Source organism: Pseudomonas sp. NFPP12, from assembly GCF_900103205.1.
Taxonomy (GTDB): Bacteria; Pseudomonadota; Gammaproteobacteria; order Pseudomonadales; family Pseudomonadaceae; genus Aquipseudomonas; species Aquipseudomonas protegens.
The window spans coordinates 112,661-126,844 of record NZ_FMWW01000007.1; the positions used below are offsets into that span (position 1 = coordinate 112,661).

Consider the following 14,184-nt stretch of genomic DNA (forward strand, 5'->3'; position numbering starts at 1 on the left):
ACCGCCCGGAATCGGCGCCGTTCGAGTCTTGTACCCGGCACGGCGCCTTGTGGCAGGGTAGCCGAGCTCGTATATTTTTTGGAACCCGCTTCCATAAAACGCAAAATAACGGCTTGCCCGCCGCATCGATTTTCCGGGCATTTTCCGCCCGCCAATGCTGTCCAACCTTCAGCAACACCCCCGCAGCCCGGATCGTCACTCGCCCCTCAACCGGCTGTGCTCTTTTATCCACAGGGAGATTGCCCATGCCTCATACCCTTGACTGCCCCGTCCTCACCCACAGCGGCCTGCACCTGCCCAAGCTCGGCCTGGGCACCTGGCCAATGCTCGACCAGGAATGCACCCGCGCCGTGGAACAGGCACTGGAACTGGGTTACCGGCATATCGACACCGCCCAGGCCTACAACAACGAAGAAGCGGTGGGCCAGGCCCTGGCCAACACTCCTGTGCCCCGGGAGCAGATCCACGTCACCACCAAGGTCTGGTGGGACCAGTTGCAACCCACCGCCATGCGCCACTCACTGGAGCGCAGCCTGAAAGCCCTGCAAACCGACTACATCGACCTGTTCCACATTCACTGGCCCACCAGCGACTGGGAACTGGAACGCAGCATCGAAACCCTGGTGTCGTTCAAGGAGCAGGGGCTGGTGAAACACATTGGCGTGGCCAACTTTCCCCTGGCCCTGCTGCGCCGAGTGATCGAAGGGCTGGGCGCGCCGCTGTCGGCGATCCAGGTGGAGTACCACGTGCTGCTGGGCCAGAGCGGCCTTCTGGACTACGCCCGCGAACGCGACATGGTGTTGACCGCCTATACCCCGCTGGCGCGCAACAAGGTCTCAGAGGTGGCCGAAATCCAGCAGATCGCCGCCAAGCACGGCGTGCTGCCGACCCAGGTGGCCCTCAAGTGGCTGCTCGACCAGGACAATGTGGCAGCCATCCCCAAGGCCAGCAGCCGGGCCAACCAGCTGGCCAACCTGGAGTCCCTGAAGATCCACCTGGACGATGCAGACCGGGCGCTGATCGCCGCCCTGCCCAAGGACCAGCGTCAGGTCAGCCCGGATTTCGCTCCGGTGTGGGACCACTTCGACCACTGAAACGAAGCGCCCCCTGACACCGCAGCGTGGCGTCAGGGGGCGGATTCTCGAGCGCTGGCCATCCCTGGCTTGGCGATGCTTCAGAAATCGAAGAACACTGTCTCGCCTTCACCCTGGATGCGGATATCGAAACGGTAGGCACGCTGGCCATTGACCTCACAAGGATGGGCCAGCAGGGTTTCCCGGCGCTGGGGCTGTTCGATCAGGTTCAGCACCGGGCACTGGGCGTTGGCTTCCGGCTCATCGGCAAAGTACAGCCGGGTGTGCAGGTGGATATTGATCCCCCGGGAAAACAGCGACAGGTTGATGTGCGGCGCCATGGGCACGCCAGCAGCGTTGTTCACCACCCCGGGCTTGACCGTGTTGAGTGTCCACTCCCCGGCATCGAAGGTGGTGGCGGTGCGACCGAAGCAGTTGAACGGTTTCTCCGTATCGAACACCGGGTCGTAGACCCCGGCGTGGTCGGCCTGCCAGAACTCCAGGAATGAATCGCGCACCAGGTGGCCATTGCCATCGTAGACGTGGCCGATCAGCAGGATCCGCTCACCCGGCGCATCGGCCTTGGCCATCTGGTTCCAGATTTCCTCGGGGCGCGGCGGGTTTCCCGCGGCCGCCAGGGCCAGGCCGATATGCACATAGGGGCCGGCCGTTTGCGAGGGGGTTTCAGGCAGCAGTTGAACAGGCATGTCAGGCTCCTCAGCAGTTCTCGAAGTGGGTCTTGCGCTGGCCGCGCAGCACGATGTCGAAGCGGTAGGCCAGGCAATCCATGGGGTTGGCGCCGCCCATGTCCAGGCGCGCGATCAGGCTCTGTACCGCGTCCGGGTTGGCGATGGACTTGACGATCGGGCACAGCGGGATCAGCGGGTCGCCTTCGAAATACAGCTGGGTGATCAGGCGCGTGGCGATCGACGGGCCACTGATGGAGAAATGGATATGCGCCGGGCGCCAGTCATTGGGGCCGTTGCGCCATGGGTAGGGGCCGGGCTTGATGGTGCGGAAACTGTAGTAGCCATCACGGTCGGTGAGGGCCCGGCCGACGCCACCGAAGTTCGGGTCCAGGGGCGCCAGGTAGCGGTCGTTCTTGTGCCGGTAGCGGCCGCCGGCGTTGGCTTGCCACATTTCCACCAGGGTATGGGGAATGGGTTTGCCGTACTGATCGCAGACCCGCCCGGAAACGATGATCCGCTCGCCCACGGGCAAGCCACCGTTGTTGAAGTTGAGCAGCAGGTCGTTGTCGAAACGCCCGGTGCGCAGGTGGGAAAAGTCCGGGCCTGTGGTTTCACTGACCGATTGTGGAATGCTCACCAGCGCCTGGCGCGGGGAACGAGTGACGGAGGTCTTGTAGTCGGGGGTCAGGGCCTTGGGGTGCCAATTACGGTCGCGAATCACGAAGCGACTGCTGTCTGCATCAGACATGTCGATCTCCTGTTGTTTGATTTATGGAGCGCAGCCGGCGCAGTTTCAAACAAACCAGGAGCGGGGAAAATTGAAATGCCGCCCTCAATCAATAACCAAATGGTTATGGATAACTGCCCTCGCGATAGGCCAGCCCCACTTCCCGGAGCACCTCCACCGCCCATTGCGCCGCCAGCGACAAGGGCAGGCTGGCATTGCTGGAAATCCCCACCGAGCCACCGGGTTCGCGCAGGCCCAGGTCCAGCTCCCGCAGTTCACCATTGGCCAGGTCCAGGCGCACGGCATCCAGCGGCGCGATCCACAGCGCATCGCTGGACAAGGTGTAGCGTCGGCTCAGGGCCACCGAGAGGGTTTCCAGACGCTGTTGCGACGGGGCAATGCCGCACTGGATGAACAGGCTGTCGGCGTGCTTGCGAATGCTGGTGCCGGCCAGGGGCAGCACCAGGGGATAGGCGCTCACCGCGTCGCGGTCCAGAGGGCCGGTTGCCAGTGGATGCTGCGGGCGGGCCACCAGGGTCATGGATTCGCTGTACAGGTGCTCGAAGCTCAGGCCGTGGATCTCCGGGCTCTCGGTCATGCGCCCCACCACCAGGTCCAGGTCGCCGACCCGCAATTGCGACAGCAGGTAAGCACTGGGGCCGGTCAGCACACTCACGGTCAGCGCCGAATGGCGCTGATGCAGGCGCCGCATCACCTCCGGCAGCAGCAGGCTTTCCACCGTGGAAAGCACACCGATGCGCACCAGCCCGGCGGCGTACTCACCGCCGCGCAGGCTGCTGACACCTTCCCGCAGGGCCTGCACCGAAGGCCCGGCATAACGCAGGAAGGCCCGCCCGGCCTCGGTCAGGCTGAGGCCGGCCTTGCTCCTGGCAAACAGCCGGGTCTCCAGCAACGCTTCCAGTTCCTTGAGGGTTTTCGACATCGCCGGCTGGCTCACCGCCAGGACATCGGCCGCCCGGGCCAGGCTGCCCTGGCGGGCCATTTCAAGAAAACACACCAAGTGACGGAATTTGATGCGGGTATCGATGTTCAATAGGGAGCCCCGAATGCGCCTGGACCGGATCGATCCGTAACCGGGCCATGGTAGCGTGCAGAAAAATCCCTGACGACCGGACTGGCGCCGGTTCGAGCCACCAGCAACACTGACCAGCAGAAAAAACGAGGACACCCCCATGCTTTGGAAAAAAGGCCGGCGCAGCGACAACGTCGTGGACGCGCGAGATGACAGCAGCGCCGGCGGTGGCGGTGGCATGCGGTTCGGTGGAGGCAAGGGCTTGAGCCTGACGGCGATCGTACTGATCGTCGGCATCGGCTGGGCCACCGGCCAGGATCCGCTGCAGATCCTCGGGCAACTGCTGGGCCAGCAGAGCGGGCAGACTTCAGCGCCGGCCACCACCCAGGCACGCAAGGCACCACCGGCCAATGACGAACAGGCAGAGTTTGTCCGCGCCATCCTCGGTGACACCGAAGACACCTGGGGCCAGATCTTCCAGCAAGCCGGCCGCCAGTATCAGCCGCCCAAGCTGATCCTGTTCCGGGGCCGGGTCAATTCCGCCTGTGGCGCGGCCACTTCCGCCAGCGGGCCCTTCTACTGCCCCGCCGATCGCCAGGTGTACCTGGACATGGACTTCTTCCGGGAGATGGCCCAGCGCTTTTCCGCCGCCGGCGACTTCGCCCAGGCCTACGTGATTGCCCATGAAGTCGGGCACCACGTGCAGACCCTGCTCGGGGTCTCGGCAAAAATCCAGGCCGCGCGCCAGCAAGGCCAGCAAATGCAAGGCGATGGCGGCCTGCTGGTACGCCAGGAGCTGCAGGCCGACTGCTTTGCCGGGGTCTGGGCCTATCACGCGCAGAAGCGCCTGAACTGGCTGGAACCCGGGGATGTGGAAGAAGCCCTGAACGCCGCCAATGCCATCGGTGACGACCGCCTGCAGCAGCAAGGCCAGGGCCGGGTGGTGCCGGACTCCTTCACCCACGGCACCTCGGCGCAGCGAGTGCGCTGGTTCAAGACCGGCTTCAGCCAGGGCCAGGTCAGCCAGTGCGATACCTTCAGCGCCAGGAGCCTGTAGATGCGCCGCTTGCTGGCCCTGCTGCTGTGCCTGGGTGGCTGCGGCGCCCAGGCGGCGGAACAGGGGGTCAAGGTCATCAGCCCGCAACGCCTGCCCCTGGAGGGCGGGCAACTGGCCCTGGGCCTGAGCCAGGATTGGCGCCAGCCGCTGCCGGGCGTAGAGCGGGCCCTGATCATCGTTCACGGCCGGCTGCGCAACGCCCAGACGTATCTGCACAGTGGGCAAAGCGCTGCCGGGCAGGCCGGGCAAAGCACAACAACCCTGGTGATCGCCCCGCAGTTTCTCAACCAGAGCGACATCGCCCGCCATCAATTGCCAGACGCGCTACTGCGCTGGAAGGGCAATGGCTGGATGGCCGGCGAGCCTTCAGTGGGCCCGCAGGCCGTCAGCTCCTATGCGGTGCTCGATGCCATCCTCCAGCGCCTGGAAGACCGCAAACGTTTTCCGGCACTCAAGGAAGTGGTGATCGCCGGTCACTCCGGCGGCGCCCAGGTGGTGCAGCGCTATGCGCTGAGCACCGGCAGCCACCCCGAGCTGGAAAAGGCCGGGATCGGCCTGCGCTACGTGATCGCCAATCCGTCGTCCTACGCCTACTTCGACGCATGGCGCCCGGTGGCATTCGAACCGGCCAGTTGCCCGGGCTTCAACGACTGGAAGTACGGCCTGAACCGGCTACCGGCCTATGCCGGCGGCCATTCCCCGGCGCAGCTTGAACAGGGCTACGTGACGCGCGACATCACCTACCTGCTGGGCCAGCAGGACACCGATCCCAACCATCCCGCCCTGGACAAGAGCTGCGCCGCCGAGACCCAGGGCGCGTACCGGTTGATTCGCGGGCACAACTACTTCGACTACCTGGTGCGGCGTCATCCGCAAGGCTTGCTGCAACGGCTGGTGGAGGTGCCCGGAGTCGGGCATGACGGTGACCGGATGTTCACCTCGCCCGAGGGGCAGGCGGCAGTGTTCAAGTAAAGAAAGGCGCTGCCTGGAACGACGCTTTCGCCGGCAAGGCTCCGACGGGAGCCTTGCCGGCGAACAGGGCCCTCAGGCCGACAGCAGGTCGCGCAACTGCGCACAATCCCGGGCATGCCAGTCGGTCAGCTCCGGCCAGGGGTTGTCCGGCAGGTTGACCAGCACCGTACGGGTCCCGGCGGCCCGCCCGCAGTCCAGGTCGAAGCGGTAGTCCCCCACCATGACCATCCGTGACGGCGAGACATCCCAGGCTTCGGCCAGCTTCAGCAAACCGCCCGGATGGGGCTTGGGCGGTGCTTCGTCGCGGCCCAGCACGTCGGCCTCGGCAAAGCAGTCCGCCAGGCCGATGGCCTCCAGGGTCACATGGGCCAGCTCCCGCGCATTGCGGGTGAGGATGCCCAGGCGATAACCGCGCCCGGCCAGTTCCCGCACCAGTTCCACCGCACCCGGCGCCGGGCGCGAACCCTGGGCCAGGTCGCGCTCGTGTTCCAGCAGCCAGGCATGCTTGGCCGCGGATTCGTCCGCCGGCAAGGCCGCCAGGTGTGTGAGGATGTCATCCTCGGCAGGAATCGACAGCGCCTCGCGGATCGCCGCGAAATCATGCACAGCGATGGTCAGGGTGCCGTCCATGTCGAACACCCAATGTTTTATCTCTGAAAGACTCATGCCCAATCCTTGCGATGGCGGATCAACCCTTCCTGAGTCACCGAGGCCACCAACTGCCCGGCACGGTTGAACACGCTGCCCCGAGAGAAGCCCCGGGAGTTTCCGGCCCAGGGGCTGTCCATGGCATACAGCAGCCAGTCGTCAGCGCGTAGGTCGGCGTGAAACCACAGAGCGTGGTCGAGGCTGGCGACCTGCATGTCCTTCTGCCACACCGACTTGCCGTGGGGCAGCATCGAGGTGGTCAGCAGGCCGAAATCCGAAGCGTAGGCCAGCAGGTACTTGTGCAGCGCCGGGCTGTCGGCCAGGGCGCCGTCGGCGCGGAACCAGACGTACTTCACCGGATCCATGGGCTGCGGGTTATAGGGGTCCTTCTCGGTCACCGGGCGCACTTCGATCGGCTTGGGGCACAGCAGCTTCTCGCGCATGTGCTCGGGAATCAGGTGGGCGCGCTGGGTGGTGATCTCCAGCTCCGATGGCAGGTTTTCCGGCCCGACCACCTGGGGCATGCTGTTCTGGTGCTCGAAACCCTGTTCGTCGTACTGGAACGAGGCGCTGCAGGTGAAGATCGGATTGCCCTTCTGGATCGCCGTCACTCGCCGGGTGCTGAAGCTGCCGCCGTCGCGCACCCGGTCCACCTGGTAGACCACCGGCAGCGCGGCATCCCCGGGGCGCAGGAAGTAGCCATGCATGGAATGTACATGGCGCGCCTCCTCCACCGTCTGACTGGCCGCGGACAACGACTGGCCGAGCACCTGGCCGCCAAACAGCTGGCGAAAACCGAGGTCCTGGCTGCGACCGCGAAACAGGTTTTCTTCGATGGCTTCCAGGGTCAACAGATCGACCAGATCATCCAGCACATGACTCATTCAGACTCTCCTCACACAGAGCAAAACCGCGCAATCTCGGCTGCGGCGGTCAAATCAATTGGGGTCGCACCTCATCGGCACATTCTAAACGTGCGCGCTTGCTATCCATGCAAGGTTTCCAACCATTGTTCGCGGGTAATGCGGTACAGCACATGCTCGCGCAGCGGGTGATCGCCAGCGAGGTTCGGGTGTTCGAAGTCATCCTCGACGGTGTGATGCATACCAATGGCCTGCATGACCTTCTGCGACGGCAGATTGGTCCGGGTCGTGAACGCCACCACCTCCTCCAGCGCCAGACGATCGAAAGCGCAGCGCAGGGCGGTCCAGGCGGCCTCACTGGCGTAACCCAGGCCCCAGTGCTCGCGGGCCAGGCGCCAGCCGATTTCCACCGCCGGCGTGAAGGGCGCTTCGAAACCCACGACGCCCAGACCGGTAAAACCGATGAACTCACCGCTATCCTTACGCTCCAGGGCCCAGAGTCCGAAGCCATGTTCGGCGAAATGCCCACGCACCCGACCGATCAGCGCCGCGCTTTCCAGACGGCTCAAAGGCGCCGGAAAGTAGCGCATGACCTGCGGATCGGCGCACATCGCCGCAAATGCCGGCAAGTCATCGTCGCGCCATTGACGCAGCAGCAGGCGCGCGCTTTCGAGTTGCAGTATCGGCTCCATCAGTGCCCTCCGTTTCCGTGGGTGCAAGTCTACATCGCTGGTAGGATCCTTCACGGGTTCCTCTAAGAAAATGCCATGCCATTGCCATTGATCTATCACGACGACTACAGCCCCGAGTTCCCGCCGGAGCACCGCTTTCCCATGGACAAGTTCCGCCTGCTGCGCGATCACCTGGTGGCCAGCGGCCTGACCCGCGACGCCGACCTGCTGCGCCCCGAGCTGTGCCCGGCAGAAATCCTCGCCCTGGCCCACGACCCGGCCTATATCGAACGCTACATGAGCGGCGAGTTGTCCCGGGAGGACCAGAGGCGTCTTGGCCTGCCCTGGAGCGAAGCCTTGGCACGGCGCACGGTGCGTGCCGTCGGCGGCTCCTTGCTGGCCGCCGAACAGGCACTGGAACATGGCCTGGCCTGCCACCTGGCCGGCGGCACCCACCACGCCCACTATGACTACCCGGCGGGGTTCTGCATCTTCAACGACCTGGCGGTGATCAGCCATTACCTGCTGGAAAGCGGGCGCGTGGGCCGGGTGCTGATATTCGACTGCGATGTGCACCAGGGCGATGGCACCGCGCGGATCCTGCAACATACCGCCGACGCGGTGACCGTCTCGTTGCACTGTGAAAAGAACTTCCCCGCGCGCAAGGCCCAGAGCGACTGGGATATCCCGCTGCCCATGGGCATGGGCGACGCCGACTACCTGAACGTGGTGGACGACACCCTCAACTACCTGCTGCCCCTGTACCAGCCGGACCTGGTGTTGTACGACGCTGGGGTCGACGTGCATCAGGACGACGCCCTGGGCTACCTCAAACTCACTGATGCCGGCGTGGCCGAACGCGACGAACGGGTCATGCGCCATTGCCTGGGCCGCGACATCCCGATAGTCGGCGTGATCGGCGGCGGCTACAGCAAGGACCGCCAGGCCCTGGCCCGGCGCCACGGCATTCTTCACCACAGTGCCCAGAAGGTCTGGGAATCGTCAGGGTGCTACTGACATCCGCAGGCCTTACCCACATCCACTGTGGAACCGCTTGTGGATAAGCTGGGAGAAAGCCTCTGCAGCCCTTGTCCCACGGGGCCTCAAGGCCATCGCCTGTTTTTTGATCAGTGACATCAGACGGTCATACAGTTGTGAGTGTCTTACCCCCAATCCCTGTGGAGCCGCCTGTGGATAACCTGCGCGAAAGACGCTAGGCCCCTTGCTCTGCAAGGCCTGCAGAGCGGTGCCTGTTTTTTGATCAGGGCGCAGACCCGCCTCCCTGGCGCTTTTCGCAAACCTGGACTGGCTTCAAGGGGGATGGGGAGTATTGAATGACAACATCAGCAGTGGCTGGAGTTTCTCAAGAAGATCAATCGAGAAACGCCCAAGCATCTCCAACTGCACCTGATCGCCGACAAGCACGCCCCCCAATATGAAAGCGTTTCAGGAAAGGCATAAACGTTTAGTTCAACTTTCAACACGTGGATGAACATGGTCGAGCGCTTTTTACCAGCACCTCACCGTGTATTTGCGTGAAGGCACCCACACAGAAAAGTTACCCAGATATAAAAACCACCTTTCCATAACACCACAGTTTATTGAAAACAGTGATGATCAAAACCGACGAATACAATCTCACCTTAAACCCTGAGATTACGATCTTCGGGTAGAGCTCAAGTAGTTTGTTATTAGCTGGAAAACATGGGTGAAGTGCTGCTCAAGCAAAGAGCCCGCAACGAACTCACACAGAAAACTGTTGGCAGTGCTGTATCATTTTTTCAATTTCCACCATCAGTTCCAGATAACATTGCGACCGGACTGTCAGCACTCACTTGAAACAGGCTCATAACTATGCGGTTCTTAATAACTGGCGGTGCAGGGTATATCGGCTCACACACGGTGCTGGAATTGCTTCAGGCCGGCCATGAGGCGGTGGTTCTGGATAACCTGTGCAATAGTTCCATGCTCTCGCTACAGCGCGTGCAACAAATAACCGGTGCCACCCCTGTATTTGTTCAAGGTGATGTTTGCGACCGCGCCATCCTTGACCGTATTTTCAGCCAGCACGAGATCGATGGGGTATTGCACTTCGCGGGCCTGAAAGCCGTCGGAGAGAGCGTAAAACAGCCTTTGCCCTACTATCAGAACAACGTCAGTGGCAGCATCACCTTGTGCCAGGCCATGGCCACCGCAGGCGTCTACCGCCTGGTGTTCAGTTCCTCTGCCACAGTGTACGGCGACCCGGTGCAGATACCGCTGGTCGAAAGCAGCCCGTTGGGAACACCTACCAACGCCTATGGCACCTCCAAGTTGATGGTAGAGAAGATACTGCAGGATATGGCAGCCGCCGATCCACGCTGGTCAGTCGCCCTGTTGCGCTACTTCAATCCGGTGGGCGCCCATCAGAGTGGACTGATGGGCGAAGACCCAAACGGCCTGCCGGAAAACCTATTGCCCTACATAAGCCGTGTCGCTGTGGGAAAGCTCGAAAGACTTTCCATCTATGGCAACGACTATCCCACCCCCGACGGCACCGGTGTTCGTGACTACATTCATGTAGTTGATCTTGCCAAAGGGCACATAGCAGCCGTGAACTACATTTCCCAGCATACCGGTATAAATGCCTGGAACCTCGGGACCGGGGTGGGTTACTCAGTACTGGAAATGATCCGGGCATTCGAGGATGCCTCTGGCTGCACCATTCCCTACACCCTCTCCCCACGCCGTCAGGGCGACATTGCGCAATGCTGGTCGGATCCGTCCAAGGCACTGCACGACCTGGGCTGGAAGGCAGAACGCGGTTTGAAGGAGATGATGGAAGATACGTGGCGTTGGCAGTCGAATAACCCGGATGGGTACAGGTCGTTTGAATGAAGACGGCACTGGCCGGCAACTCATCCAGCAGGCGCTGTTCCCGAGCATTGCTTACAATAACCACCCCTTCCATTTTCTAGGCTTTTTGATGTCCCCCACCCTTACTTCCCGCGTCGCGATTATCGGCGGCGGCCCCGCCGGCCTAATGGCCGCCGAGGTACTGAGCCAGGCCGGGGTTCAGGTCGACCTGTACGACGGCATGCCATCGGTGGGCCGAAAATTCCTCCTGGCCGGGGTCGGTGGCATGAACATCACCCACTCCGAAGCCTATCCGGCCTTCCTCTCGCGCTACGCCGAGCGTGCGCCGCAAATCGCCCCGCTGCTGCGCGAGTTCGGCGCCGAGGCACTCTGCCAATGGATTCATGAGCTGGGTATCCAGACGTTTGTCGGCAGCTCCGGCCGGGTGTTTCCTACCGACATGAAGGCTGCGCCGCTGCTGCGCGCCTGGCTCAAGCGCCTGCGCGATGCCGGAGTCGTTATCCACACCCGGCACCGCTGGCTGGGCTGGAATGCCGACGGCAGCCTGCGCATCCGGCATGCCGAGGGTGAAAGTGCGGTACGGGCGGATGGGGTCCTGCTGGCATTGGGCGGCGGTAGTTGGGCACGACTGGGTTCCGACGGGGCTTGGATGCCCCTGCTGGAACAGCGCGGTGTGCAGCTTGCGCCCTTGCAACCGAGCAATTGCGGCTTTGAGGTCAACGCCTGGAGCGAACTGCTGCGCAGCAAATTCGCCGGCGCGCCGCTGAAGAACGTGGCCATCGGCCTTGATGACGACGTGCCACGGCTGGGGGAATGCGTGATCACCGCCAGCGGCATCGAGGGCAGCCTGATCTATGCACTGTCGGCGCCGATTCGCGAATCCATCAACCGGCACGGGCAGGCGACGATCCATATCGACCTGCTACCGAACAAGCCCCTGGATAAGGTCCAGGCCGCCCTTTCCAAGCCACGCGGCTCGCGGTCCATGGCCAAGCACTTGCAGAGCCAGTTGGGGATCGAGGGGGTGAAGGCGGCGTTGCTGCGGGAGCTGACCCCGGCAGAGAGCTTCAACGATCCGGCGCTCCTGGCCGCCGCGATCAAGGCGCTGCCGTTGACGCTGGTCAGGCCCCGGCCGCTGGACGAAGCCATCAGCAGCGCCGGCGGCGTGCCTTTTGAAGCCCTGGACGAAAACCTGATGCTGAAACAGATGCCTGGGGTCTTTTGCGCAGGGGAAATGCTCGACTGGGAAGCGCCGACCGGCGGCTACCTGTTGACCGCCTGCTTTGCCAGCGGGCGCCAGGCGGGGCTGGGGATGCTGAAGTGGTTGCGGCGCCAGCCATAAACAGCTTCGCCGGCAAGTCGGCACCTACGCAAGGGTAGGAGCCGGCTTGCCGGCGAAGGGCCCGGCGCGATATCAGATCAAGGCTTGCGCTTGCGCGGCCCGGTGTTGAACGCCGGCACCTTGCGCACCGGTTTCACCGCCGGAGCTTCGGCCACTTCGCCGCTGTCCACCCACTTGCCCAGGTTGCGCTTGCCGCCACCGCCGGAGGTTTTCGGTTTCTTGGGCTTCTTCGGCTTTTTCACCACCTGGCCACTGGCGTCGGTTTCCGGCACCCGGTGCTCGGGTTCGAAATCCTGTTCCTCATGGCGCTTGAGGGTCTGGCGGGTGAGCATCTCGATCGCCGAGAGCAGGTTCACCTCGTCGGCGCACACCAGGGAAATCGCCTCGCCGGTGGAACCGGCACGGCCGGTACGCCCGATACGGTGGATGTAGTCCTCGGCCACGATCGGCAGGTCGAAGTTGACCACCAGGGGCAGGTCTTCGATGTCCAGGCCGCGGGCCGCCACATCGGTGGCCACCAGGATCTGGATCTCACTGGCCTTGAACCGGTCCAGGGCGCGCTGACGCGTGGCCTGTGGCTTGTCGCCATGGATGCCGTCGGCATTCACGCCCTGGCCCTGGAGTTTCTCCACCAGCGCATCCACACCGTTGCGGGTCTTGGCGAACACCAGCACCTGCTTCCAGCGATTCTTGCGCAGCAGGTGGCTGAACAGCTCCGGCTTGCGCTTCTTGTCCACCGGCACCACCCATTGCTTGACCGTGTTGGCAGCCACGTTGCGCGGGCTGACCTCGATGCTCAGCGGATCGTTGAGCATCTGCCCGGCCAGCTGGCGGATGGCGTCGGAGAAGGTGGCGGAGAACAACAGGGTCTGGCGTTTCTTCGGCAGGGCTGCGTAGATGCTCTTGAGCTCTTCGGAGAAACCCAGGTCGAGCATGCGGTCGGCCTCATCCAGCACCAGGGTCTGCAACTGGCTGAACTTCACCGCATTCTGACGGAACAGGTCCAGCAGACGCCCCGGAGTCGCCACCAGCAGGTCCACGCCTTTGCGCAGCTTCATCATTTGCGGGTTGATGCTGACCCCGCCGTACACCGCATAGGTACGCAGCGGCAGGTGTTCGGCGTACTGGCGCACGCTTTCGTGGACCTGCTCGGCCAGTTCCCGGGTCGGCACCAGGATCAGCGCGCGTACCGAGTTGCTATCGACTTTCGGCCCTTCCAGGGTCAGCAACTGTAACAGCGGCAGAGCGAAACCGGCGGTCTTGCCGGTGCCGGTCTGGGCCGCGGCCATCAGGTCACGCCCGCCCAGCACTGCCGGAATGGCTTGCGCCTGCACCGGGGTCGGGGTCTGGTAGCCGAGGGTTTCGAGAGCGCGCAGCAGGGGTTCGATCAGGCCAAGAGTGGCGAATGTCATGGGGGTACCGTAGGAAAAAGTCAGCACAGGGACGCAATGGGCGGCAGTTTACCCTAATTCAGGGGCTCGCTTCCGGGCCGCCCCAGGCCTGCCAAGCCCGCCCCGGTAAGTGTATGCTCGCCCCACTGTTTGCCACGGGTCGCGCACAAGGGCGGCGCAACACCCGAGCTGGCACTCAACCGCCCCTTTGCCCTTCCCAAGGAGCCTCACCGCGCATGGACAACCAAAATCCCTTCCAGGCCCCTGCCGCCGAACTCCGGGCCAGCAAGCCAACCGATCAGAGCCTGTGCCTCTACAGCGTGGCGGCCATTGGCCTGAGCACCTTCATCGGCACCTCCGTGGCCGGCGCCTATTTCATCAGCCAGAACCTCAAGGCCATGGGCCGCGAGAGCGAAGTGAACAAAGTCTGGGCCATGGGCATCGGCCTTTTCATTGCCATGAGCGTGGCAGGCTTTTTCCTTCCGGAAAGTATCCCTGCGGTGGTGTTCATCCTTCCGCCGATCTACGGGATGAACGCCTACGCACGCCAACTGTTCGGCCCCCAGGTGATAGAGCACAAGGCCGGCAACGGGCGCTTCTTCTCGCTATGGCGAGTGGCGGGAATCAGCCTGCTGTTTTCCCTGGCCCTGGCGGCAGTGTTATTCGCCCTCGTCTTGCTGAGCGGGTTCGAGTGACCTGTTCAGGCTGAAGCCACCGCGCCGGGCATTGCCCGGCGTTTTTTTATTGCAACCACCCCGTCTCCCCGGCCGTTCTGGCCAACTCGCCGCCCCTTCTGCCCCCTCCACCGGCAGCACCCGACACACGGCAAACGCCCCTGGCACAACAGTGCTCTTGCCCTTCG

Annotated in this window: 14 protein-coding genes; 7 read left to right on the plus strand and 7 right to left on the minus strand. The window is 63.4% G+C overall.

Features of this window, described 5'->3' with window-relative positions; all coding sequences use genetic code 11:
* Positions 1–245: 245 nt before the first annotated feature.
* Positions 246–1,094 (plus strand): aldo/keto reductase, encoded by an 849-nt coding sequence (locus BLS75_RS28425; protein WP_072452936.1) that lies wholly within the window; start codon positions 246–248, stop codon positions 1,092–1,094.
* Positions 1,095–1,174: 80 nt separating this feature from the next.
* Here BLS75_RS28425 and pcaG read toward each other — a convergent pair whose 3' ends face one another.
* The 3 genes from pcaG to pcaQ all read right to left on the minus strand — a co-directional run bounded on the left by pcaG (position 1,175) and on the right by pcaQ (position 3,543).
* Positions 1,175–1,780, minus strand: a complete 606-nt coding sequence (gene pcaG / locus BLS75_RS28430; protein WP_072452935.1) for a protocatechuate 3,4-dioxygenase subunit alpha — start codon at positions 1,778–1,780, stop codon at positions 1,175–1,177.
* A 10-nt stretch (positions 1,781–1,790) separates the two neighbouring features.
* The gene (gene pcaH, locus BLS75_RS28435) at positions 1,791–2,510 is read right to left on the minus strand and encodes a protocatechuate 3,4-dioxygenase subunit beta (RefSeq protein ID WP_011063616.1); all 720 of its coding nucleotides are present in this window, start codon (positions 2,508–2,510) and stop codon (positions 1,791–1,793) included.
* Positions 2,511–2,613: 103 nt separating this feature from the next.
* Positions 2,614–3,543, minus strand: a complete 930-nt coding sequence (pcaQ, locus tag BLS75_RS28440) for a pca operon transcription factor PcaQ (RefSeq protein WP_011063617.1) — start codon at positions 3,541–3,543, stop codon at positions 2,614–2,616.
* Positions 3,544–3,682: 139 nt separating this feature from the next.
* Between pcaQ and BLS75_RS28445 the strand changes: the two genes are divergently transcribed.
* A complete protein-coding gene (locus BLS75_RS28445; protein ID WP_011063618.1) occupies positions 3,683–4,579 on the plus strand; it encodes a KPN_02809 family neutral zinc metallopeptidase in 897 nt (298 codons plus the stop codon).
* The gene (locus BLS75_RS28450; RefSeq protein ID WP_072452934.1) at positions 4,580–5,551 is read left to right on the plus strand and encodes a hypothetical protein; all 972 of its coding nucleotides are present in this window, start codon (positions 4,580–4,582) and stop codon (positions 5,549–5,551) included.
* A 72-nt stretch (positions 5,552–5,623) separates the two neighbouring features.
* Here the strand turns inward: BLS75_RS28450 and BLS75_RS28455 are convergent, their stop codons facing one another.
* The 3 genes from BLS75_RS28455 to BLS75_RS28465 all read right to left on the minus strand — a co-directional run bounded on the left by BLS75_RS28455 (position 5,624) and on the right by BLS75_RS28465 (position 7,754).
* A complete protein-coding gene (locus BLS75_RS28455; protein ID WP_011063620.1) occupies positions 5,624–6,217 on the minus strand; it encodes an HAD family hydrolase in 594 nt (197 codons plus the stop codon).
* Positions 6,214–7,083: an acyl-CoA thioesterase II gene (tesB, locus tag BLS75_RS28460; protein WP_011063621.1), complete on the minus strand. Its 870-nt coding sequence runs from the start codon at positions 7,081–7,083 to the stop codon at positions 6,214–6,216. The genes BLS75_RS28455 and tesB overlap by 4 nt, the downstream gene beginning before the upstream one ends.
* Positions 7,084–7,184: 101 nt before the next feature.
* Complete coding sequence (locus BLS75_RS28465; RefSeq protein ID WP_065363634.1) at positions 7,185–7,754, minus strand: GNAT family N-acetyltransferase; 570 nt, start codon at positions 7,752–7,754, stop codon at positions 7,185–7,187.
* Positions 7,755–7,829: 75 nt separating this feature from the next.
* On the opposite strand from BLS75_RS28465, the gene BLS75_RS28470 reads away from it, so the two are divergent.
* The 3 genes from BLS75_RS28470 to BLS75_RS28480 all read left to right on the plus strand — a co-directional run bounded on the left by BLS75_RS28470 (position 7,830) and on the right by BLS75_RS28480 (position 11,931).
* On the plus strand, positions 7,830–8,750 hold the full coding sequence (locus BLS75_RS28470; RefSeq protein ID WP_072452933.1) for a histone deacetylase family protein: 921 nt from the start codon (positions 7,830–7,832) through the stop codon (positions 8,748–8,750).
* An 837-nt stretch (positions 8,751–9,587) separates the two neighbouring features.
* Positions 9,588–10,610, plus strand: a complete 1,023-nt coding sequence (gene galE, locus BLS75_RS28475; protein WP_072452932.1) for a UDP-glucose 4-epimerase GalE — start codon at positions 9,588–9,590, stop codon at positions 10,608–10,610.
* Between the two features lie 88 nt (positions 10,611–10,698).
* Positions 10,699–11,931 (plus strand): TIGR03862 family flavoprotein, encoded by a 1,233-nt coding sequence (locus BLS75_RS28480; protein WP_176876779.1) that lies wholly within the window; start codon positions 10,699–10,701, stop codon positions 11,929–11,931.
* A 77-nt stretch (positions 11,932–12,008) separates the two neighbouring features.
* Here BLS75_RS28480 and BLS75_RS28485 read toward each other — a convergent pair whose 3' ends face one another.
* A complete protein-coding gene (locus tag BLS75_RS28485; RefSeq protein WP_011063626.1) occupies positions 12,009–13,343 on the minus strand; it encodes an RNA helicase RhlE1 in 1,335 nt (444 codons plus the stop codon).
* A 215-nt stretch (positions 13,344–13,558) separates the two neighbouring features.
* Between BLS75_RS28485 and BLS75_RS28490 the strand changes: the two genes are divergently transcribed.
* Positions 13,559–14,017: a hypothetical protein gene (locus BLS75_RS28490; RefSeq protein ID WP_072452927.1), complete on the plus strand. Its 459-nt coding sequence runs from the start codon at positions 13,559–13,561 to the stop codon at positions 14,015–14,017.
* Positions 14,018–14,184: the final 167 nt, after the last annotated feature.

Excerpts from the sequence above, each read along its gene's own strand:
- BLS75_RS28455 (WP_011063620.1), bottom strand. The coding sequence starts at position 6,217 with ATGAGTCTTTCAGAGATAAAACATTGGGTGTTCGACATGGACGGCACC.
- tesB (WP_011063621.1), bottom strand. The coding sequence starts at position 7,083 with ATGAGTCATGTGCTGGATGATCTGGTCGATCTGTTGACCCTGGAAGCC.
- BLS75_RS28450 (WP_072452934.1), top strand. The coding sequence starts at position 4,580 with ATGCGCCGCTTGCTGGCCCTGCTGCTGTGCCTGGGTGGCTGCGGCGCC.
- galE (WP_072452932.1), top strand. The coding sequence starts at position 9,588 with ATGCGGTTCTTAATAACTGGCGGTGCAGGGTATATCGGCTCACACACG.
- pcaH (WP_011063616.1), bottom strand. The coding sequence starts at position 2,510 with ATGTCTGATGCAGACAGCAGTCGCTTCGTGATTCGCGACCGTAATTGG.
- BLS75_RS28465 (WP_065363634.1), bottom strand. The coding sequence starts at position 7,754 with ATGGAGCCGATACTGCAACTCGAAAGCGCGCGCCTGCTGCTGCGTCAA.
- BLS75_RS28425 (WP_072452936.1), top strand. The coding sequence starts at position 246 with ATGCCTCATACCCTTGACTGCCCCGTCCTCACCCACAGCGGCCTGCAC.
- BLS75_RS28490 (WP_072452927.1), top strand. The coding sequence starts at position 13,559 with ATGGACAACCAAAATCCCTTCCAGGCCCCTGCCGCCGAACTCCGGGCC.
- BLS75_RS28480 (WP_176876779.1), top strand. The coding sequence starts at position 10,699 with ATGTCCCCCACCCTTACTTCCCGCGTCGCGATTATCGGCGGCGGCCCC.
- BLS75_RS28445 (WP_011063618.1), top strand. The coding sequence starts at position 3,683 with ATGCTTTGGAAAAAAGGCCGGCGCAGCGACAACGTCGTGGACGCGCGA.
- pcaG (WP_072452935.1), bottom strand. The coding sequence starts at position 1,780 with ATGCCTGTTCAACTGCTGCCTGAAACCCCCTCGCAAACGGCCGGCCCC.
- BLS75_RS28485 (WP_011063626.1), bottom strand. The coding sequence starts at position 13,343 with ATGACATTCGCCACTCTTGGCCTGATCGAACCCCTGCTGCGCGCTCTC.
- BLS75_RS28470 (WP_072452933.1), top strand. The coding sequence starts at position 7,830 with ATGCCATTGCCATTGATCTATCACGACGACTACAGCCCCGAGTTCCCG.